Origin of the sequence: Amycolatopsis rubida (assembly GCF_900115345.1) — a bacterium.
In the GTDB taxonomy this organism is placed as follows: Bacteria; Actinomycetota; Actinomycetes; order Mycobacteriales; family Pseudonocardiaceae; genus Amycolatopsis; species Amycolatopsis rubida.
The window spans coordinates 20,365-40,980 of sequence record NZ_FOWC01000030.1; the positions used below are offsets into that span (position 1 = coordinate 20,365).

22 protein-coding genes are annotated in these 20,616 nt (G+C 69.9%); 17 read left to right on the top strand and 5 right to left on the bottom strand.

Features of this window, described 5'->3' with window-relative positions:
* Positions 1-43: 43 nt before the first annotated feature.
* Complete coding sequence (locus BM362_RS45500; protein WP_093577353.1) at positions 44-760, bottom strand: FadR/GntR family transcriptional regulator; 717 nt, start codon at positions 758-760, stop codon at positions 44-46.
* Positions 761-834: 74 nt separating this feature from the next.
* Here BM362_RS45500 and BM362_RS45505 point away from each other — a divergent pair, with 74 nt between their 5' ends.
* Genes BM362_RS45505 through BM362_RS45515 form a run of 3 tightly spaced genes read left to right on the top strand, consistent with a single transcriptional unit; the run spans position 835 to position 2,965 of the window.
* Positions 835-1,167, top strand: a complete 333-nt coding sequence (locus BM362_RS45505; protein WP_093577354.1) for an L-rhamnose mutarotase — start codon at positions 835-837, stop codon at positions 1,165-1,167.
* Positions 1,164-2,138 carry an aldo/keto reductase gene (locus BM362_RS45510; RefSeq protein ID WP_093577355.1) on the top strand — a complete coding sequence of 325 codons (975 nt, stop codon included), beginning with the start codon at positions 1,164-1,166 and terminating at the stop codon, positions 2,136-2,138. Before BM362_RS45505 ends, BM362_RS45510 begins: the two co-directional genes overlap by 4 nt.
* Positions 2,135-2,965 (top strand): amidohydrolase family protein, encoded by an 831-nt coding sequence (locus BM362_RS45515; RefSeq protein WP_093577356.1) that lies wholly within the window; start codon positions 2,135-2,137, stop codon positions 2,963-2,965. Before BM362_RS45510 ends, BM362_RS45515 begins: the two co-directional genes overlap by 4 nt.
* A gap of 99 nt (positions 2,966-3,064) precedes the next feature.
* Here the strand turns inward: BM362_RS45515 and shbA are convergent, their stop codons facing one another.
* Both shbA and BM362_RS45525 read right to left on the bottom strand, forming a co-directional pair.
* Positions 3,065-3,721: an RNA polymerase sigma factor ShbA gene (gene shbA, locus BM362_RS45520; RefSeq protein WP_067589350.1), complete on the bottom strand. Its 657-nt coding sequence runs from the start codon at positions 3,719-3,721 to the stop codon at positions 3,065-3,067.
* Positions 3,722-4,046: 325 nt separating this feature from the next.
* Positions 4,047-4,463 carry a GtrA family protein gene (locus tag BM362_RS45525; protein ID WP_067589347.1) on the bottom strand — a complete coding sequence of 139 codons (417 nt, stop codon included), beginning with the start codon at positions 4,461-4,463 and terminating at the stop codon, positions 4,047-4,049.
* Between the two features lie 1,371 nt (positions 4,464-5,834).
* On the opposite strand from BM362_RS45525, the gene BM362_RS45530 reads away from it, so the two are divergent.
* On the top strand, positions 5,835-6,158 hold the full coding sequence (locus tag BM362_RS45530; RefSeq protein ID WP_143132653.1) for a hypothetical protein: 324 nt from the start codon (positions 5,835-5,837) through the stop codon (positions 6,156-6,158).
* 143 nt (positions 6,159-6,301) lie between these two features.
* Complete coding sequence (locus tag BM362_RS45535; RefSeq protein ID WP_067589341.1) at positions 6,302-6,607, top strand: iron-sulfur cluster biosynthesis protein; 306 nt, start codon at positions 6,302-6,304, stop codon at positions 6,605-6,607.
* A gap of 215 nt (positions 6,608-6,822) precedes the next feature.
* Here the strand turns inward: BM362_RS45535 and BM362_RS45540 are convergent, their stop codons facing one another.
* Positions 6,823-7,950 (bottom strand): glycerate kinase, encoded by a 1,128-nt coding sequence (locus BM362_RS45540; protein ID WP_093577358.1) that lies wholly within the window; start codon positions 7,948-7,950, stop codon positions 6,823-6,825.
* Positions 7,947-8,894 carry a 2-hydroxyacid dehydrogenase gene (locus BM362_RS45545; protein WP_067589335.1) on the bottom strand — a complete coding sequence of 316 codons (948 nt, stop codon included), beginning with the start codon at positions 8,892-8,894 and terminating at the stop codon, positions 7,947-7,949. Before BM362_RS45545 ends, BM362_RS45540 begins: the two co-directional genes overlap by 4 nt.
* Before the next feature lie 432 nt (positions 8,895-9,326).
* Here BM362_RS45545 and BM362_RS45550 point away from each other — a divergent pair, with 432 nt between their 5' ends.
* From BM362_RS45550 to BM362_RS45610, 12 genes are all read left to right on the top strand, one after another.
* Complete coding sequence (locus BM362_RS45550) at positions 9,327-10,136, top strand: CoA transferase subunit A (protein ID WP_067589524.1); 810 nt, start codon at positions 9,327-9,329, stop codon at positions 10,134-10,136.
* A complete protein-coding gene (locus tag BM362_RS45555; protein WP_067589333.1) occupies positions 10,133-10,888 on the top strand; it encodes a CoA-transferase subunit beta in 756 nt (251 codons plus the stop codon). Before BM362_RS45550 ends, BM362_RS45555 begins: the two co-directional genes overlap by 4 nt.
* On the top strand, positions 10,885-12,066 hold the full coding sequence (locus BM362_RS45560; RefSeq protein ID WP_067589330.1) for a thiolase family protein: 1,182 nt from the start codon (positions 10,885-10,887) through the stop codon (positions 12,064-12,066). Before BM362_RS45555 ends, BM362_RS45560 begins: the two co-directional genes overlap by 4 nt.
* 15 nt (positions 12,067-12,081) lie before the next feature.
* Positions 12,082-12,816 carry a protocatechuate 3,4-dioxygenase subunit beta gene (pcaH, locus tag BM362_RS45565; protein ID WP_093577359.1) on the top strand — a complete coding sequence of 245 codons (735 nt, stop codon included), beginning with the start codon at positions 12,082-12,084 and terminating at the stop codon, positions 12,814-12,816.
* Positions 12,813-13,364, top strand: coding sequence for a protocatechuate 3,4-dioxygenase subunit alpha (gene pcaG, locus BM362_RS45570; RefSeq protein ID WP_067589326.1), 552 nt, complete (start codon positions 12,813-12,815; stop codon positions 13,362-13,364). The genes pcaH and pcaG overlap by 4 nt, the downstream gene beginning before the upstream one ends.
* A 29-nt stretch (positions 13,365-13,393) precedes the next feature.
* A complete protein-coding gene (gene pcaD / locus BM362_RS45575) occupies positions 13,394-14,173 on the top strand; it encodes a 3-oxoadipate enol-lactonase (protein ID WP_067589324.1) in 780 nt (259 codons plus the stop codon).
* On the top strand, positions 14,170-14,571 hold the full coding sequence (gene pcaC, locus BM362_RS45580; protein ID WP_067589322.1) for a 4-carboxymuconolactone decarboxylase: 402 nt from the start codon (positions 14,170-14,172) through the stop codon (positions 14,569-14,571). Before pcaD ends, pcaC begins: the two co-directional genes overlap by 4 nt.
* A 10-nt stretch (positions 14,572-14,581) precedes the next feature.
* Positions 14,582-15,388: an IclR family transcriptional regulator domain-containing protein gene (locus BM362_RS45585; RefSeq protein ID WP_093577360.1), complete on the top strand. Its 807-nt coding sequence runs from the start codon at positions 14,582-14,584 to the stop codon at positions 15,386-15,388.
* A 9-nt stretch (positions 15,389-15,397) separates the two neighbouring features.
* Positions 15,398-15,988, top strand: a complete 591-nt coding sequence (locus BM362_RS45590; protein WP_067589318.1) for a nucleotidyltransferase family protein — start codon at positions 15,398-15,400, stop codon at positions 15,986-15,988.
* Positions 15,989-16,169: 181 nt separating this feature from the next.
* Positions 16,170-17,048, top strand: a complete 879-nt coding sequence (locus BM362_RS45595; RefSeq protein ID WP_093577361.1) for an AAA family ATPase — start codon at positions 16,170-16,172, stop codon at positions 17,046-17,048.
* Positions 17,049-18,186: 1,138 nt separating this feature from the next.
* Positions 18,187-19,302, top strand: coding sequence for a vWA domain-containing protein (locus BM362_RS45605; protein WP_067589521.1), 1,116 nt, complete (start codon positions 18,187-18,189; stop codon positions 19,300-19,302).
* Complete coding sequence (locus BM362_RS45610) at positions 19,295-20,407, top strand: XdhC family protein (protein ID WP_067589315.1); 1,113 nt, start codon at positions 19,295-19,297, stop codon at positions 20,405-20,407. The genes BM362_RS45605 and BM362_RS45610 overlap by 8 nt, the downstream gene beginning before the upstream one ends.
* The last annotated feature ends 209 nt before the right edge of the window (positions 20,408-20,616 follow it).

Sequence of the window (20,616 nt, forward strand, 5' to 3'; positions counted from 1 at the left end):
ACCCGTCACTGCAACAGACCGCCCAGAAGCCGTCGTCGTTCGGTCAGGAGGCAGCGGGTTCGGCCTCATCGCCGGGCGTGTCGTCTTCGACCAGGGTGCTGCGCAGCCATTGCTCCACTCCGGCGACGTGCACCGTCGCCCACGAGCGGGCCAGTTCTGGTTCCCGCGCGGCGATCGCGTCGTAGATCGCGGCGTGCTGTTCGCGGGTTCGGGCTACCGCGCCTTCCTGGGTGAGGCCGCGCCAGATCCGGGCTCGCGCCGTCGGGCCGGAGAGGCTTTCGAGCAGGGAGCACAGCACCGGATTGCCCGAGCCGTCGGCGATTTTGCGGTGGAACTGCAAGTCGTTGGCCACGAGCGCCTCGACGGTCGGGGATTCCTCCAGCTCGCCGAGCAGCGCGCCGAGTTCGGCAACGTCCTCGTCGCGCATGTGCAGCGCCGCCATCGCGGTGGCCGCGGGCTCCAGAATCCGCCGCACAGCAAGGAAATCGAGCACGGTGTCGTCGCGGTGAAAGTCGACGACGAAGGTCATCGCGTCGAGCAGCAGGTTCGGTTCCAGGCTGGTGACGTACGTGCCGTCGCCCTGGCGCACGTCCAGCACCCGGATCAGGCACAGCGCCTTCACCGCTTCCCGCAGCGAACTGCGGGAAAGCCCCAGCCGCTGCGCGAGCTCGGCCTCCTTGGGGAGCCGGTCGCCGGGGGCCAGCTCGCCCGAAATGATCATGTCCTTGATCTTGTCGATCGCGACATCGGTGACGGGCATCGGGACCGCCCTCCCTGCAGAGACCTCGGATGTTTACCCCCTACAGCGTGCCACGACTCCCGTCAGGAGGAACGATGACCCACGGCCCGGCGCCGCAAACGGTCGCATTGCGCACCCGGCTCAAGCCCGGAATGGAGAAAACCTACGAGGAGGTGCACGCGGTGATCCCGCAGGATCTGGATGGCGCACTGCGCCGCGCCGGCGTGCGATCGTGGCGGATCTGGCGCGACGGGCTCGACCTGTTCCACTTCGTCGAGGTGGACGATTTCGAGCGAATGCGCGCGAAACTCGTCGGCGACCCGGCCGACATCGCATGGCAGAAGCGGATCAACGAACTGCTCGACCTCGACCATTCCGACGTCGCGCACGGCCTCGGGCTGGTGTGGCAACTCCCGGCGGAGGCGTGACCGTGGACCTTCCTCCGCTGGGACTCGGCGGCGCGCAACTCGGCAACCTCTATCACGCGGTGCCGGACGAAACCGCCGCGGCGAGCGTGCGGCGGGCGTGGGACGAGGGGATCCGCTATTACGACACCGCGCCGCATTACGGGCTCGGGCTGTCCGAACGCAGGCTCGGGGCCGCGCTGGCGGCGTATCCGCGCGCCGAGTACGTCCTGTCCACGAAAGTCGGCCGGGTCCTGGAACCGCGTGCGGTGGCCCCCGGGGAACGCGACGACCAGGGCTTCGACGTTCCGGGGACTTACCGGCGCCGCTGGGATTTCAGCCGCGACGGGGTGTTGCGTTCGCTGGAATCGAGCCTGGACCGGCTGGGTCTCGACCGCATCGATCTCGTGTACGTGCACGATCCGGACGATCATTTCGAGGAAGCGGTTTCGAGCGCGTTTCCGGCGTTGCTGGAGCTGCGGGAGCAGGGCGTCGTGGGGGCAATCGGGGCCGGGATGAACCAGGCTCCGATGCTGGCGGAGTTCGTGCGCCGGTTCGATCTTGACCACGTCCTGATGGCCGGTCGCTACACCTTGCTGAACCAGCCGGCGTTGGACGAGTTGTTGCCGCTGTGCGTCGAACGCGGCGTCGGCGTCGTGGCTGGCGGGGTGTTCAACGGTGGAATTCTCGCCACTGAACAACCCGGCGCTATTTATGATTACGCGGCCGCGCCCGCGGATCTCGTTGAGAAAGCGCAGAAGATCGCGGAAATCTGTGCACGGCACGGTGTTTCGCTGCCAGAGGCCGCGCTCGCGTTGCCGCGCACGCACCCGGCGGTGGTGTCGGTCGTCGTAGGTGCGCACGATGCTGAGCAGGTGTCGCTGAACGTTCGCCGGGCAGCGGCGAATATCCCGGCCGTACTGTGGGACGACCTCGCCGACGCTGGCCTGCTGCGGTCGGCCGCCCGTCCCGTCGTGTCCGGAGGAATCCAGTGATCGATTCGCACCACCACCTGTGGGATCCCGCGCGTCGCGAGTACCCGTGGATGTCCGGTGACGCGCTGGCCCCGATCCGCCAGCCATATACCGTCGACGATCTGCGCGCGGTGACCACTGCGGCGGGTGTGCACGCCACCGTGCTGGTGCAAACCGTGTCGGACGCGGCGGAAACCGAGGAATTCCTTGCCACGGGCGCGTCCGAGCCAGTGGTGGCCGGCGTCGTCGGCTGGGTCGACCTCGCCGCCCCGGACGTGGCCGACCGGCTCGCCCGGCTGCGCGAACTGGGCCCGCTGGTCGGCATCCGGCATCAGGTCGAGGACGAACCGGACCCGGATTGGCTGCTGCGTCCGGAAATCCTGCGCGGCCTGACCGCGGTCGGCACCGCGGGCCTGGCCTACGACCTGCTGGTGGCACCGGCGCAGCTCGCCGCGGCCCGGCAGGTCGCCGAGCGCTTGCCGGACCTGCGGCTGATCCTCGACCACGCCGCGAAACCTGGCATCGCGGCAGGCGAATGGCAGCCGTGGGCGGACGGCGTGGCCTCGCTGGCCGCGCACGCCAACGTGCACTGCAAGCTTTCCGGCTTGGTGACGGAAGCCGACTGGCGCGAATGGCAGGTGGGCCATCTGCGCCGCTACGCAGACCACGTTTTCGAGTCGTTCGGCGCGAACCGGGTCATGTTCGGCTCCGACTGGCCAGTGTGCGAACTGGCGGCAGCGTACGAAGTCGTACTGGACGCGGCGGTGTCGCTGACCGGTGTGCTGAGCGATCCGGAACGGCTTGACGTCTTCAAGCACACGGCGGCACGCGTTTACGAGTTGAGCTGAAGATGCGGCGGGTAACTCCAGAGTGCCGTGCGAAACCGAGCCTGTCGACCTATTCGGCGGCCGGTGGCGGCCTTCCAGCCGTTCGAGTGACGAAACGGCTCAGAAGTCCTGGCCCTGCACCATCTCACGGAGTTTGGCCAGCGCGCGGTGCTGCGTGACGCGGACGTTGCCGGCCGAAATGCCCAGCGTCTCGGCCGTCTCGTTCGCGCTGAGGCCGACGACGATGCGCAGCGCCAGGATCTCCTGCTGCAGCGGGGCGAGGCGGGTGAGCAGCTCCTGGAGACGGCTGCCGAGGTCGAGGCGCAGCGCGTGGGATTCCGGCTCGTTGCCGCCGGAGAGCGGGTGCTCCGGAAGCTCGGGCACCGGTTCGGAGCGGTCGCGCGCGACGGCCCGGTAGGCGTCGGCGACCTTGTTGGCCGCGATGGCGTGCACGAGGTAGAGGAAGGAACCGCCGCGGTCCTGGTAGTCGGGGAGGGCCTTGAGGACGGCCATGCAGACGTCCTGCGCGACGTCGTCGGCGGCGAGGTAGGACAGGTCGCGGCCGCCCATCCGGGCCCGGCAGTAGCGCGCGACCACCGGCCGGAGCACGTGCAGCAGTTCGGCGACCGCGGCTTGATCGCCCTGCCCCGCCGCGCGTACGAGCGGGTCGAGGTCTTCCTTGGTCAGGCGTCCGCCGGACCGGGGCAGCGTCGCGGGGCTCACGTAGCCCGCGACACCGGACACCGCAGTACGGGACGTCTTCGACGGTGCTGTCATGGTCGTCTCCCCGGCAACCCTGCGACCGTCGCTGTCTTGGGGTCAACACTCTGTGATGTTGCGGTCGCAAGTACTCCGATCGAACGGGGGGAGCACTGCGATCGTTGCGACGCTCCGTAACCTTAAGCGGCCGGAGGCCGACCGTCCACTTTTCAACTACGAATACCCCGTTAGCAGCAGTGGTCTTGACACAAACGAGACCAGCCGACGCACAGTACGAATCCGGCCTCGCAGCATGTGCGGATGTCCGATTTCGTGCGTCACGAAGAGTGACAGCCGGGTAGCGCAACAGAGAGTGGTCGCACTGCGGGTAGAACGGGTTTCACTACCGCTGGTGATCTTGTGCCGCGTCCGTTCGCCGTGCCCGGGCGAACACCCACCACCGCAGAACGGCGAACCGGACGACCCCGCCGACGAAACTGGCCGCGAGAAGCGCGGCGGTTTGCTGCCCGGCGGAGGGATGGGGGACAACGGCGTCGAGGGCCGCGAGGACGACCGATCCGTAGCCGGCGTAGAAGGCGAAAGTGACGAGATCCTGAAGATGCCGCTTGCCCGCGCGGCTGCTCCGGTTGGCGAAAGTGACGCGGCGGTGGAACTCGGTGTTGCCGGCGGTCGTGATCGCGAGCGCGGCGAGATTCGCCCATTGCGCGCCGATTTCCGGACGGAAAGCGAGGAAGAGGACGGCCTGGAGCCCGGTGGTGACGACACCGGCGGCCAGGTACCAGGCAGCATGTCCGCCCATTTCGCGGCGGCGGGCGGTGCGGTCTGCGGGTTTTGGCCGATGATCGGCGACGCTCGGCGGCTCTGGGTGCGTGGTGGGGACGGCTGCTGGATCCGGGTGGGGCTGGTGGCAAGCGGGGCCGGCTGCTGGATCCGTCGGAGCTTGCGGCTGGCGGCCGGTTTCCGCGGCGTTGTTCCTGGCGGGTTTCGACGACAGCAGGCCAGCGGCGCTCGCCGCTTCATGACATGGCTGGCGCGGATTCGCCGTTGAGTGGCGACTGGTGTGTTCGTCGCTGGTCTCCGGTCGCAACTGTTCGGTGTAGTCGGTTGCCGTTTCACGGCGAGGGACACTCGTGGTGGCCTCCGAGCGCTGACCGGGGTGCTGGTCGCTGGTCTCCGGTCGCAACTGTTTGGCGTAGTCGGTTGCCGTTTCACGGCGAAGGGCACTCGTGGCGGCCCTGGAGCGCTGACGGGCGGCCTTCGCTCGCCGCGGTTTGCGGTTTCCGGTTACGGCTTCACCGCGATCGGCCCGAGTGTTCGCCGTTGAGTGGCCAATGGCGGGCTCGCTGTTGCCTTCCGGTTGTTGGGGTTCGGTGTCGTCAGGTGGTGTTGCATGGTGAACGCCGCCCGGATTCGCCACTGCGCGACGGCTGGAACGCTCGCTGCTGGCTTCCGATCGCGGCAGGTCGGCGTCACTGGTTGCCGGCTGAAGGCGGCGATCGCTCGTAGTTGCCGCTGAGTGACGACCGGTGTTTTTTGGCGGCAGCAGCTTGTCGTCGCTGGTTGTCGCCTTGAGGCGATTGGTGCGGTCGTGGCTGACAACCTCGACCCCGAGGACTGGCGCAGAGGCAGTTGCCCTTTCGCGGCGATCGGAGCTTGAGTTAGCCGCACGAGGGCTGTTGTCTTCGGGCTTCGACGGCGGCTGGTCAGCGTCGCGATCAGTCGTTCCCTGGCGCTCAGCGCTCGGATTAGCCGTTGAGAGGCGACGGGTGTTCTCCACGCGGCGGTTGGCGCCGGAGTCCGGCAGATCGCGGCGAGTGCCGATCCCGTCGGCGAGCGCGGCCAGGTCATTTTCGACCGCTCGACGCTGGCCGGCGGCCTCGTCGGCGTCCGGAGAGCGGTGGCTCGGAGTCTCGCCGAGCGTGCGGAACTCCGGCTGCGCGTCATCGCCGCGCGGGTCGTCGCTGGTCGTGCGCCGGGGGCGGAGACCGATCCGGCCACGCGGCTTCCACCTGGTGGTGGTCATAGTGCTGACGCTAGCTCCGCTTCGCCCGCTGACGCCCTGGCAGACCGAAGGAAACCCTGTGATTCCGGCGACAGCCGTTCGGCCCGTTTCACTCGATGTCGCCTCGGGTAGCTCACCACGAACAATCCGGACTTTCGGGAGGTGCCCGTGAGCGATCCCGGTGACGACACTCCCCGCGAGGGTCGAGCGCCCGGCGCGGACGGCTCTCGTGTCGACCCGTTTCGCGCGCCCGGCTCTATGGTCGCGGCAGCTTCTGGCGAGGTCTGGGAAAGCCAGCGTGCGGGGGACGAGCCGGAGGTCCGGCCGCCGGTCGACGCCAGTGGGGAAGCCGGCGGAGGCGATTCCGAACTGGGGCCGCTCGGCCCGGCCGGGGACGGCTGGCCCCCGGTGCCCGGACAGGGCGAGCGGGTCGACCACGGGGGCGGCACGGTCGCCGACGCGATCCGGTCGGCCATGGCCCGAAGATCCTGATTTCAAACGTGTTTGTGACAGTTCCATCGTCGCGGCAAACGGCCTCGCGCTCACACTGCGCGACCGTCGTGCCGCCTTTAGCGTGAAAAACCACCCTGCAACCGACCGCGCGCATCCGACTGCGACAAAGGGAAGGCCGAAAGATGCTGACCGTTACCGAAGCCGCCGCCGAGGCGATCACCGCGTTGACCGCTGAGCAAGGCAGTGAATCCGACGAGAGCGGCCTGCGCTTCGCGCTGCAGAGCATGGAAGGCGACGGCGCTCAGTTGGCGCTGTCGGTAGCCCCGGCCCCGGAGGACGGCGACCGCATCGTCGGCGCCGACGGCGGAGCCAAGGTCTTCCTCGAGCCGCAGGCAGCGGCGTTGCTCGACGACAAGGTTCTCGACGTTCAGCAGGACGACACCGGCGACGTCGCCTTCGCCGTCCTGCCGCAGCAGCAGTCCGCCTGACGGGCTGCGCAAGCAAGCTCCCGGTCACGGGGTTCGCGCGGCGGTGTCCGTCCGCCGATCCCGTGCGCCGTTCGCCGGTGTCTCCGGATGTCTCAAGACGTCCGGGACCGGCGAGTTGCCTGGATGGCTGTCGTCCGAGACACGGGTCGTCCAGACGACGGCGTGGCTGCGTTGTTGTGCTGAACGCTCCCGCGGTTGAGCGCGGGAGCGTTCCGCTATCTGGTGCGCAGCCAGTCCCGCACTAGCACTCCGGCCCGTTCGCGCAGCAGTTCCGCGGCGCGGGAGCGGGCATAGTCCAGCGACGGCGCGTGGTCGATCAGCGCGCTGCTGCCCACGACTCCCAAACCGGCCAGCGCGTCCGCGTCCAGCTGGATCCGTCCGGCGAGCACCAGCAGGGGGACGCCCGTCCGGCTGGCGCGAGCCGCGATCCCCGCCGGGGCCTTCCCGGACAGCGATTGTTCGTCCAGCGAGCCCTCTCCGGTGATCACCAGGTCCGCGCCGGTCAACGCGGTGTCGACGCCGGTCAAGGCGGCGATCAGGTCGAAGCCGGACTCGACCGTCGCGCCGAACCCCGCGATCGCTCCCGCCGCGACACCTCCGCCGGCCCCGGCTCCGGGGAGGTCGGAGACATCCGGTGCGCCAGCCCGCACAAGCGCCTTAGCCCAGTGCGAAAGACCTTCGTCTAGCGCGTGGACATCGTCTGGAGCGGCGCCCTTTTGCGGACCGAACACCGCCGCCGCCCCGTTCGCGCCGAGCAGCGGGTTCGTCACGTCCGTCGCGACCACGACCGGCACTGCGCCCAGCCGCTCCCGCATCGGACCCAGTTCGACGCGAGCGACTTGCGTCAGCGACCCGCCGCCGAGACCAACCGGCGCACCGGACGCGTCGAGGACCTCGGCATCCAGTGCAGCCAGCATCCCGGCACCGCCGTCGGTGCTCGCGGTGCCGCCGACGGTCAGCACGAGCCGCCGTGCGCCGCGGGCGAGCGCGTCGTTCAGCAGCTCGCCGACGCCCCACGTGTGCGCGGCCAGCGCGACTTCCCGGCTCGGCGTCACGAACTCGATCCCGCACGCCCGCGCCGATTCGACGTAGGCCGTGCCGTCGAGCAGCACGTACCGGGCCTCGACCGGTTCGGCCAGCGGACCGCGCACCGGCAACCGCACCATGGAGCCGCCCGCGTTCTCGAGCACCTCCAGCGTCCCTTCGCCGCCGTCGGCGACTGGGCATTCGGAGATCTCGGCATCCGGCAACGCGTCGCGCACGCCGTACGCGATCGCTTCCGTCACCTCGACCGCGGTCAGGCTTCCTTTGAACTTGTCCGGTGCGATCACGACCCGGGTCATCGGCCCACCTCCGTCAGCGGCTTGGCTCCGGCGAGCACCGAGACGACGTTGCGTGCGGCCAGCACCGCCATCGCTGTACGCGTTTCCACCGTCGCTGATCCGAGGTGCGGCGTCAGCACCACATCGTCGCGCTCCAGCAACCGAGGCTCGACGTCCGGCTCTTTCTCGAACACGTCCAGCGCCGCGCCCGCGATCTCACCGGCTTCGAGCGCGTCGGCCAGCGCCGATTCGTCGACGACCGGACCGCGCGTGGTGTTCACCAGGTACGCACCCGGTTTCATGGCCCGCAAGGCGTCCGCGTCGACGAGGTGCCGGGTCCCGGGAGTCAGCGGACAGTGCAGTGACACGAAGTCGGAACGTCGCAGCAGCTCGTCGAACGAGACGAACTCGCCGTCGAAGTCCGGTTTCGCCGACCGTCCGGAGTAGACGACCCGCATCCCGAACGCCGCCGCCCGCCTCGCCACCGCGCGGCCGATCTGCCCGAGTCCGACGATGCCGAGCGTCTTGCCCTGCAGTCCGGACCCGAGCAGGAAGCCGAGGTGGAACGACCACGGCTGCCGCGCGCGCAGCAACCGTTCGCCTTCGCCGAGCCGCCGCGAGACGGCCAGCAGCAATCCGAACGCGAGATCCGCGGTGGCGTCGGTGAGCACGCCTGGCGTGTTGGCGACCACGACCCCGCGCTCGGCCAGTGCACTGACCTCCACGTTGTCGTAGCCCACCGCGACGTTCGCGACGACCTTCAGTCCGGGACCCGCCGCGTCCGCGACTGAGCCGTCGATCCGGTCGTGCAGCATCGACACCACCGCGGCCGATCCGGCGACGAACTTCCGCAGTTCCTCGGGCGTGAGCGGCCGGTCCTCCGGCGAGATTTCGACTTCGCCTGCTTCGCCGAGCACCTGCACGGCTTCGTCCGGGATCCAGCGGGTGACAGCGATCTTCGGCATGCCGAGCAGCCTAATGCCGACTGCGGCGCCCGAGCGAGGTTCGCGGCGCGCTCACCGCCGGACACCCGCCTGAGCTGCGACGGAGCGTCCAACCGCGACAGGACGCCGCTGACGTCGGCAGTGCCCGAATTCCGCATTGCGGTACCACGCAACGAAATTCCGGTCTGCCGCCGGCTTGTGCCGCCCTGTGCCGCCGCGAAACCCGTTCGCCGACTCCTAGCGCACCGTGTTGTCTTATCCCATCACCTCACTTCCCTTGAAGCCGTAAACCTCGCGTTGTCTTGTGCCGTCTCTCCGGACCTCCGCTTCACCCGTTGGCACTCCCGCCGGCGGCCGGATCGTGCTATGTTCTCATATAGAACTTCTGTGCGCTATGCGAACACGCTAGCACGGAACGGCGGAATCAGGAAGATCCAGACGGAAGGGCTCGTGATGGCAAGGGTGCTGTCGCTCGGCGAGGCGGTCGCCGAGCTGGTGCACGACGGAGACACCGTCGCTCTCGAGGGCTTCACGCACCTCATTCCCGTGGCGGCCGGGCACGAGATCATCCGTCAGGGCAGGCGGAACCTCACGCTCGTGCGGATGACGCCGGACATCGTCTACGACCAGCTCATCGGCGCGGGCTGTGCGAGCAAGCTGATCTTCTCGTGGGGCGGCAACCCCGGAGTCGGCTCGCTGCACCGGTTCCGCGACGCGGTGCAGCACTCGTGGCCGGCGCCGCTGGAGATCGAGGAGCACAGTCACGCGGGCATGGCGAACCGTTATGTCGCAGGCGCTTCCGGGCTCCCGTTCGCCGTGCTGCGCGGTTACACCGGCACCGATCTGCCCGCGCAGACGGAGACGATCAAGCCGATCACCTGCCCGTTCACCGGCGAGCAGCTCACCGCGGTGCCCGCGCTGAATCCGGACGTCACGATCGTCCACGCGCAGCGCGCCGACCGGGCGGGCAACGTCCAGTTGTGGGGCATCGCGGGTGTGCAGAAGGAAGCGGTGCTCGCGGCGAAGCGGTCGCTGGTCACCGTCGAAGAGGTCGTCGACGAGCTGGAGCCCCGGCCGGGCGCGCTGGTGCTTCCGTCCTGGGCGGTCACCGCGGTGGCCGAGGTGCCGCGCGGCGCTGCGCCCTCGTACGCCGCTGGGTACTACGAACGGGACAACGCGGCGTACCAGGCGTGGGACGAGATCGGGCGGGACCGTGAGGAATTCGCCAAGTGGCTGAGCGACCTGACCGGGGTGAAGGCATGAGCGAGTACACCGCCGACGAGATGATGAGCATCGCCGCGGCCCGCGCGCTCGGCGAGGGCATGTCGTGCTTCGTCGGGATCGGTTTGCCGAGCACGGCGGCGAATCTGGCCCGTCGCACGCACGCCCCGAACCTCACGCTGATCTACGAATCGGGTTGTCTCGGCGCGAAACCCGGCAGGCTGCCGCTGTCGATCGGCGACGGCGAGCTGGCCGACACCGCCGACGCGGTGGTCAGCGTGCCCGAGGTGTTCAACTACTGGCTGCAGCCCGGCCGGATCGACGTCGGGTTCCTCGGCGCGGCGCAGCTCGACAAGTTCGGCAACATCAACACCACGGTCATCGGCTCCGACTACCACGATCCGAAGGTGCGCCTGCCCGGCGCGGGCGGGGCGCCGGAGATCGCCGCGTCCTGCAAGGAAGTGTTCGTCGTGCTGCGGCAAAGCAGGCGGACGTTCGTGGACAAGGTCGACTTCGTGACGTCGTTCGGCCACGGCTCCGGGCGCGGCGACCGCGAACGGCTCGGCCTGCGCGGCGCCGGGCCGACGCTCGTGGTCACCGACCTCGGACTGATGCGGCCTGACCCGGAAACCGCGGAACTCACGCTCACTGAGTTGCATCCCGGGATCGAGCTGGAACAGGCTGTGGCAGCGACGGGGTGGACACTGAAGGCGGCTGCGGACCTCAAGACCACCCCCGCACCCACCGAACGCGAACTGACCCTGCTCCGTGAGCTGAAGAAGGCCGGCGAATGAGCGACGCTTACGTACTCGACGCGATCCGCACTCCCTTCGGGCGCTACGGCGGCGCGCTCTCCGGAGTGCGACCAGACGACCTGGCCGCGGGTGTCCTGCGCGCGCTGGCCGAGCGCAACGGGCTCGATCCGTCCACTGTGGACGAAGTACTGCTCGGCGACGCCAACGGCGCGGGCGAGGACAACCGCAACGTGGCGCGGATGGCCGCGCTTCTCGCTGGCTGGCCGACGTCGGTGCCCGGCGCGACAGTGAACCGGCTGTGCGGGTCCGGTGTCGAGGCGACCATGCAGGCGAGCCGGGCGATCCAGGTCGGCGACGCCTCGCTGGTGGTCGCGGGCGGCGTCGAGTCGATGAGCCGCTCGCCGCTGGTGATACCGAAGCCGGACAAGGCTTTCCCGGCCGGCAACCAGACGCTGTACAACACGGCACTCGGCTGGCGGATGGTCAACCCGGCGATGCCGTCGCAGTGGACCGTTTCCCTCGGCGAGTCCACCGAACTGCTCGCCGAGCGCTACGGCATCGGCCGGGACGAGCAGGACGCGTTCGCCGCGCGCAGCCACGTGAACGCCGCACGGGCGTGGGACGAGGGCTTCTACGACGACCACGTGGTTCCGGTCGAAGGCGTCGAGCTGACCCGGGACGAGGGCATCCGGCCGGACTCCTCGCCCGAGAAGCTCGCGAAGCTGAAAACCGTGTTCCGCAAGGAAAACGGCACCGTCACAGCGGGCAACGCGTCACCGCTGAACGACGGTGCGTCGGCGTTGCTGCTCGGCGACGCGGCCGCGGCCGAGCGGCTCGGCAAGACCCCGCTGGCCCGCATCGCCGGCCGCGGTGCCGCGGGGGTCGATCCGGACGTGTTCGGCATCGGCCCGGTGCGTGCGGCGGAGATCGCGCTCGAACGGGCGGGCATCGGCTGGGACGATCTCGCCGCGGTGGAACTCAACGAGGCGTTCGCGGCGCAATCGCTGGCCTGCCTGAAAGAATGGTCGAAGCTGGATCCGGAGATCGTCAACGTCAACGGCGGTGCCATCGCGATCGGGCATCCGCTCGGCGCGTCCGGCGGCCGGATCATCGGCACGCTGGCGCATCAGCTCCGCCGCACTGGCGGTCGCTGGGGCCTCGCGGCGATCTGCATCGGCGTCGGCCAGGGTCTCGCTGTCGTGCTCGAGAATCGCTGAGAAAGGGGAGGCATCGTGGCCACACCGACCGACCGGCGCCTGCCGCAGTACCGGCCCGACCCGGACGGCACCCACCCGCCGCTCGACTACGCGCCGTACCGTTCCACCGCGTTGCGGCATCCGACGCAGCCGCTGGTCCTGCTGCCGCAGATGCTCACCGAGGTCACCGGACCGCTGCTCGGCCCGGGACGGCTCGGCGAACTCGACAACGACCTCACCCGCCAGCACGCGGGCGAGCCGCAGGGCCAGCGGATCATCGTCACCGGCAGGCTTCTCGACGGCGACGGGCGGCCGATCCGCAACTCGCTGGTGGAGATCTGGCAGGCCAACGCGGGCGGCCGCTACCGGCACACCGGCGACCGCTGGCCGTCCCCGCTCGACCCGAACTTCGACGGGCTCGGCCGCACGCTGACCGACGACGACGGGCGCTACGAATTCACCACCATCAAGCCCGGCGCGTACCCGTGGAAGAACCACGACAACGCCTGGCGTCCCGCGCACATCCACTTCTCGGTGTTCGGTTCGGCGTTCACCCAGCGGCTCGTCACGCAGATGTACTTCCCGGACGACCCGCTGTTCTCGCAGGACCCGATCTTCAACTCCGTTCCGGACGAGAAGGCGCGGCAGCGGATGATCTCCCGGTTCGATCTCGACCGCACCGAGGAGGAATGGGCGCTGGCGTTCCAGTTCGACATCGTGGTGCGCGGGCGGGAACAGTCGGTGTTCGAGGACGAGGAGGAGGACGAGTGAGGCTGGAAGGCACGCCTTCGCAGACCGTCGGGCCGTACCTGTCCATCGGGCTGCCGTGGGACGACGGGCCGTTCGTGGTCCCGGAAGGCGCCGAAGGCGCGGTGTGGATCCGCGGCGGGGTGTACGACGGCGCGGGCAACCCGGTTCCCGACGCGATGATCGAGACGTGGCAGGCCGGTCCGGACGGCGGGTTCGACCACCCCGACGATCCGCGCGGCAAGCCCGCCGACGCGTTCCGCGGATTCGGCCGGTGTCCCACCGACGACCAGGGTCAGTACCGGATTCTGACCCTGCTGCCCGGGATCGTGCCGGACGCGTCCGGGGCTCCGCAGGCACGGCACATCGACGTGTCGGTCTTCGCTCGCGGGCTGCTGAACCGGGTCGTCACGCGCGTGTACTTCGAGGACCAGGACAACGCCGGCGACGCCGTGCTGGCGAGCGTTCCCGAGGAGCGGCGGGACACGCTGCTGGCCAAGAAGGACGGTTCCGGTTACCGGTTCGACGTGCGGTTGCAAGGCGAAGGCGAGACGGTGTTCTTCGCGGTCTGACCGGCCGTGTCCATGGTGGAGGTTCAAGCGTGAGCAGTGTCCGGGTGCACCGGGTCGTCGAAGGCCCGGCGGCGGGTCCGGTGGTGGTGTTCTCCAACTCGATCGGCAGCGACCACCGGATGTGGGAGCCGCAGGTCGCGCCGCTGACCGAACGCGGGTTTCGCGTGGTCCGGTACGACACGCGCGGCCACGGGTCGTCGCCGGTTCCGCCGGGGCCCTACGACCTGGCCGATCTGGGCGGCGACGTGCTGGGGCTGCTCGACGACCTCGGCGTCGAGCGCGCGCATTTCGTCGGCCTGTCGCTCGGCGGGATGACCGGGATGTGGCTCGGTGCGCACGCCGCCCAGCGATTGTCGAGCCTCACGCTGTGCTGCACGTCAGCGCTGCTCGGACCGCCCGAGATGTGGGCCGATCGCGCGCGCCTCGTGCGAGCCGAGGGCACGGGGACGGTCGCGGAAGCCAGCGTCGGGCGCTGGGTCACGCCGGACTTCGCGCAGGCGCATCCGGACCAGATCGCGTACCTGCGGGAGATGGTCGCGGGCCAGCCCGACGAGGGATACGCCGGATGCTGCGAGGTGATCGAGCGGATGGACCTCACCGGCGACCTGCCGAAGATCTCCGTCCCGACACTGGTGATCGCCGGTGCCGACGACCCGTCGACGCCCGCCGAGCCGCACGGGCGGGTCATCGCGGACGGGATCCCCGGCGCCCGGCTCGAGGTCGTCGCCTCCGCCGCGCACCTGGGCAGCTACGAACAGCCGGATGAATTCACCCGGCTGATCCTCGCGCGGATCACGGAGGAGCAGTGACCGGAGACCGCTACGAGGCGGGTATGCGGGTGCGCCGCGAGGTGCTCGGCGACGAGCACGTCGACCGGGCGGCCGCGCGGACCACCGAGTTCAGCGAGCCGTTCCAGGAGTACATCACCGAAGCGGCATGGGGTTCGGTGTGGACGCGGGACGGCCTCGACCGGCGAACTCGCAGCTGCATCACCCTGGCCGCGCTCACCGCGCTGCACTGCCACGACGAACTGGCGATGCACGTCCGCGCGGCGGTGCGCAACGGGCTCACCGCCGACGAGATCCGCGAAGTCCTGCTGCACACCGGCGTGTACGCGGGGGTGCCCGCGGCGAACACGGCGATCGGGATCGCCCAGCGCGTCCTCGCGGAGCTGGGAGAACCCACCGCCCAGCCGCCGGCCGGATAGGCTTCGCCGCATGGAATCCGACGACCAGGCCGAACGCGGCGCGCACCACGTGCAGTCGCTGGAACGCGGACTGGCGGTGATCAAGGCGTTCAGCGCCGAGGCCCCGCATCCGACGCTCAGTGACGTCGCACGCGTCACCGGATTGACCCGCGCGGCCGCACGCCGGTTCCTGCTGACGCTCGTGGACCTCGGCTACGTCCGCACCGACGGCAAGTACTTCTCGCTCACCGCGCGCGTGCTGGACCTCGGCTACGCCTATCTGTCCAGCCTGAGCCTGGCCGAGATCTCGCAACCGCACCTGGAACGGCTGTCGGCGGAGGTGCGCGAGTCGAGTTCGGTGTCGGTGCTGGAGATCGCCGACATCGTGTACGTCGCGCGCGTCGCGGTGTCGCGGATCATGACGGTGAGCATCAACGTCGGCACGCGGTTCCCCGCACACGCCACGTCGATGGGGCACGTGCTGCTCGCCGACATGGACCGGACCGAACTCAACGCCTACTTCATCGTCGCCGACCTCGACCGGTTGACCCCGCACACGCTCACCCACCGCACCGCGCTCGAAGCCGAGCTGGCCAAGGTCCGGGAACAGGGCTGGGCGATGGTCGACCAGGAGCTCGAAGAGGGCCTGCGCTCGGTCGCCGCGCCGATCCGCAACCGGGCGGGGCGCGCGGTCGCCGCGGTGAACATCTCGACGCATGCGAGCCGGACGCCGGTGGAGACCGTCCGGACCCAGTTCGTTCCGCCGTTGCTTGAGACCGCAGCTGCCGTCTCGGCAGAGCTCGCCGCGGTCGCGCCCGGCCGAGCGATCCAGGGCTGAGGAGTGCCGATGCCGGAAGCGGTTGCCGGACTGCTGCTCGCCGCCGGGGCGGGGCGGCGGTTCGGCGGGCCCAAAGCGCTGGTCGAATACGACGGTGAGCCGCTGGTCCAGCGGGCGGTCCGGAACCTGGCCGAGGCCGGATGCGCCTCGGTGCGGGTGGTCGTCGGAGCATCGGCTGAGCAGGTCCGGCAGCTGTTGCCGCCGGACGTGGCCGCGGTGCCCGCCGCGCGGTGGCAGGACGGGATGGGCGAGTCGCTGAAGGCCGGGCTCGAATCGCTGGCGGGGGAGTCGGCGGTGGCGGTGCTCGTGCACCTGGTGGATCTGCCGTGGGTGCCGGCCGCGGCGCTCGCGCGGATCGTCGGGGAGGCTTCCGGAGACGCCGTCGTCCGGGCCGCGTACCAGGGGGTTCCGGGACATCCGGTGCTGTTCGGACGGCGCTGGTGGGGCGAGATCGCGAGTTCGGCGCACGGTGACCACGGGGCGCGTGACTGGTTGCGCGGGCGTGCTGACGTGCGGCTGGTCGAGTGCGGTGACCTCGGGAGCGGCAGCGATGTCGATCGGCCTGGGGATCTGGCCGGGCCTGGTGCGGAGCGGCGATGAACGGTGCTGGGGTGCGTGGCCAGCTGAGTGTCTGCGGCGGGCCTGGCTACGTGGGGTCGCCGACGGAGCTTGTTTGGTCAGGGAAGCGTGCGTCGCTGGATTTGGATGAGATTCCTCTGCGCGAGGGTTCCGCGAGGCGGTGAACGGCGAACTAGGCGGTCTCGGATCTACGATCGGGGGCGTGACAGAGTCCCTTGCCTCGCCCGAAGCGCTCGCGGCCGCCCTCGACACCACCGGCTACCTCGCCGACGAGGGGCTGGCCACCGCGGGATTTCTCGCGACGCAGATGCAGCGTCCGCTCTTCTGCGAGGGCGAGCCGGGCACCGGGAAGACCTCGCTGGCACTTGCCTTGTCCGAGGCGTTGAAGTGGCCGTTGGTGCGGCTTCAGTGTCACGAGGGCATCGACGCCGCGCAGGCGCTCTACGAGTGGGACTTCCCCCGCCAGCTGTTGCACCTGCGCGCTCTCGAAGCGGCAGACGGTGGACGGCTCGACGCGGAAACTGCCGAGCGTTCGCTGTACACGGAGCGTTTCCTGCTTGCGCGACCGCTGCTGCAGGCGCTCACTACGACGCCGTGTGTGCTGCTGGTGGACGAGATCGATCGCGCTGACGATGAGTTCGAGGCGTTCCTCCTGCAGTTGCTGGACGAGTACGCCGTCACGATCCCGGAGTACGGCGAAGTGCGTGCGGAGCAGCCGCCGCTGGTCGTGCTGACGTCCAACCGGACTCGCGAGGTGCACGACGCGCTCAAGCGCCGGTGCCTTTACCACTGGCTCGAACATCCGGACCTGGCTCGGGAGATCAGCATCCTGCGCCGCCGGCTGCCGGGGATCGGCGAGACGCTCGCCCGGCAGATCGCCGACGCGGTGCACCGCCTGCGGGCGATGGACCTTCTCAAACCGCCGGGTGTCGCCGAATCTCTCGACTGGGCAAGGGCTTTGCTCGCGCTCCAGCGCGACGAACTGGACGCCGCGACGGCCGCGCGGACTCTGGGTGCGGTGCTCAAGTACAGCGAGGATCTCGATCGGGTGCGGGCGAAGCTGGACACGTTGTTCTCTTGATTTTGCGTCCAATGTGGACTGTTGGGTAATTCCGTTGCGGCGGGGCGCGGGATCGGGCATGCTTGAAGCAGCACCGGATGACTTCGCCGACTTCATTGATTTTATGCCTGGTTTTGTGACTGCGACTGTGCCGGAAGGAGGGCTCGTGACCGACTTCGTCCGGACTGCCCTCCTGGCTGTCCGCTGAGTTCCGTTCTTTCCTGAAGGTTCCGCGCGCCCGCCTTGCGCTACCGAGGCTGGCCGCCGCGCGCAACCACGGTCCGCGCACGCTGTCCCGGAGGCGGGACGGCGTGCGCGGCCGCCCTTCGCCGATGACATGGGCCGATGACATGGGCCGATGACATGGGCGGTGTGGGTGGGGCCTTGGGGAGTTTCGCTCGGCGGCGGGCTGACTGGCCGAGCTGAACGACATGCCCGGGAACGCGGCGCGGGTGTGGCTGGCGGACGGAAGCGTCGGGAAGTCTTGGCGCGGCGCGGGGGTTGGCTGGCGGACGGAAGCGTCGGGAAGTCTTGGCGCGGCGCGGGGGTTGGCTGGCGGACGGAAGCGTCGGGAAGCCTTGGCGCGGTACGGCGTTTGGCTGGCGGACGGAAGCGTCGGGAAGCCTTGGCGCGGTAAGGGCCTGGCAACGGCCGCGGGGTATCCGCGGGCTTTGGCGCGGGCGGAATTGGGCTGGCGACGGTTCAGCTGGATGGAGCTGTGCGCAGCTCGCGCGCAGCGGCGAGTTGGCGCAAGCTGGAACATCTGCGGGGCTGACGCGGTTCACACTGGAATGGCGGTGCGGAGGAACGCTGGCGAGCTGGAGCAGCTCAAGCCGGAAGTTTCGCGCGCCCAAGAATTCGCCCCAGAGCGTCCGTCCGGCCGAGAACCCGGCCGAGAACCCGGCCGAGAACCCGGCCGAGAACCCGGCCGAGAGCCCGGCCGAGAGCCCGGCCGAGAACCCGGCCGAGAACCCGGCCGAGAACCCGGCAAAGAACCTCTGCGCGCCAAGATCGCGGCAGGCAACCCGCAGTCCGCGGCCGGACAACCGCGGCTCAGGGTGGCTGAACCGGTCGCCGCCGGAGTGGGTGAAGGGCGTCCGAATCAGGCGGGATCGGCTGTCGCGGCGCGGTTTCCGGCGTTGGGGTCACAATGGGGGACATGAACACCGAAGTCGCTGACCCGCTTGCTGGCTATGCGGGGTTCGCGGCGGCATTGCGGGAGGCGGGCGTCGCCTGTGACGCGCGGCGGGTGCAGGCTTACCTGTGCGCGGTGGCGAAGGTCGATGTCGCCCGGCCGGCGCAGCTGTACTGGGTCGGGCGGTTGACGCTCTGCTCCGATCCCGACGACCTGCCTCGGTACGAGGAAGCCTTCGCGCGGTGGTTCGAAGGCGATGACAGTCCGAAGGCGACGCCGGGGACTCCGGTGCGGAAGCAAGCCCGGATCGCTCCGCTTGTCGCGGCGGCCGGGGACGGGGACAGCACCCAGGAATCTCGCGACACGCTGCGGGTCGCGGCCAGTGATCATGAGGTTCTCCGGCATCGCGATCTCGCCGAGCTGACCAAAGCTGAGCGGGCGCACTTGCGGGAGTTGCTCGCGACGCTGCGTCCAGTCCTGCCCCGGCGGCGGGCGGCGCGGCGGATGCCCGCGCATCGTGGTGCGCTTGACCCGGCGCGGACTTTGCGGGCGATGCTCGCGTCCGGTGGCGAGCCTGTCCGGCTGGCGCATCGTCGACGGGCGACGCGGGCGCGGAAAGTCGTCTTGCTGATCGACGTTTCCGGCTCCATGAGCCCGTATGCCGACGCGTTGCTGCGGTTCGCGCACGTCGTCGCGCGGGCCGCTCCGATGTCGGTCGAGGTGTTTACGCTGGGTACTCGGATGACGCGGGTGTCCCGTCAGCTCCGGCAGCGCGATCCGGAGCAGGCGATGCTCGCCGCTGGTACCGCGGTGCCCGATTTCGCTGGCGGGACACGACTTGGCGAGACGCTGCGGGTGTTTCTCGACCGGTGGGGCCAGCGCGGGTTCGCGCGACGCGCGGTAGTCACCGTGTTCTCCGACGGGTGGGAGCGCGGCGACGTCAGCCTGCTGGCCGAGCAGCTCGGCAGGCTGCGCCGGCTCGCGCACGCCGTATTCTGGGTGAATCCGCACGCAGGGCACGAGGGTTATGCTCCGGTCCAATCCGGCATCGTGGCCGCCCTGCCGCACATCGACCGGTTGCTGGCCGGGCACAGCCTGGCGACGTTGGAACGACTCCTCGGGGAGATTGCCGATGCGTGACGTACTGGACGACGTGTACCGCCGCTGGCAGGCGGGCGAAACGGTCGGGCTCGGCACCGTGGTGGCCACGTTTTCGTCGGCCCCGCGGGCACCGGGCGCGTCGATGATGGTCGCGCCGGACGGCACGGTCGTCGGGAGCGTGTCCGGCGGCTGCGTCGAAGGCGCGGTGTACGAGCTGGCCAACGAGGTCGTCGCCGAGCGGAAGCCGGTTTTGCAGCGCTACGGCGTCAGCGACGACGACGCCTTCGCAGTCGGGCTGACCTGCGGCGGCATCATCGACATCTACGTCGAGCCGGTGGACCGCGCATCGATGCCGGAGCTGGGGCGCGTCGTCGAATCGGTGCGCGGCGGCGAGCCGGTCGCGGTCGTCACGATCGTGGAGCACGAGACGCCGGGACTGGTCGGCGAGCACATGATCGTGTGGCCGGACCGGGTCGAGGGGTCCCTTGGCTCGTCCCGGATGGACGATGCCGTCGCGGACGACGCGCGCGGGCTTCTTGCCGCTGGACGCACCGGGACGCTCCATTACGGACCGGACGGGCAGCGTCGCGGCGAAGGCATGGCCGTTTTCGTGAACTCCTTCGAGCCGCCGCCGCGACTGCTGGTGTTCGGGGCCATCGACTTCGCCGCCGCAATGGCACGGATGGGTGCTTATCTCGGGTACCAGGTGACGGTCTGCGACGCGCGTCCGGTGTTCGCGACCAGCAGCCGGTTCCCGGAGGCGCACGAAGTGGTCGTCGACTGGCCGCACCGCTACCTGAAGGCCGAGGCCGATGCGGGCCGGATCGACGCGCGGACGGCGATCGCGGTCCTCACGCACGATCCGAAGTTCGACGTGCCGCTGCTGGAGGTCGCGCTGCGGCTCGACGTCGGGTACGTCGGCGCGATGGGGTCCCGCAAGACGCACGACGACCGGTTCGCGCGGCTTCGCGAGGCGGGGATCACCGAGGGCGAGCTGGAACACCTGTCGTCGCCGATCGGCCTCGACCTCGGCGCGCGCACGCCGGAGGAGACGGCCGTGTCGATCGCGGCGGAGATCATCGCGCTGCGCTGGAGCGGCACCGGGCGGCGGCTGGCGGCGTTGAGCGGGCGGATTCACAGCTGACCGGGCGGCCGAGCTGAGACCATGGCAAGCGTTTGCGGGCCGGGCTCGGCGGCTGGTGCGGGCGAGGGTTCGGGTGCTGCCTGGCTGGTGCGGGCGAGGGTTCGGGTGCTGCCTGGCTGGTGCGGGCGAGGGTTCGGGTGCTGCCTGGCTGGTGCGGGCGAGGGTTCGGGTGCTGCCTGGCTGGTGCGGGCAAGGGTTCGGGTGCTGCC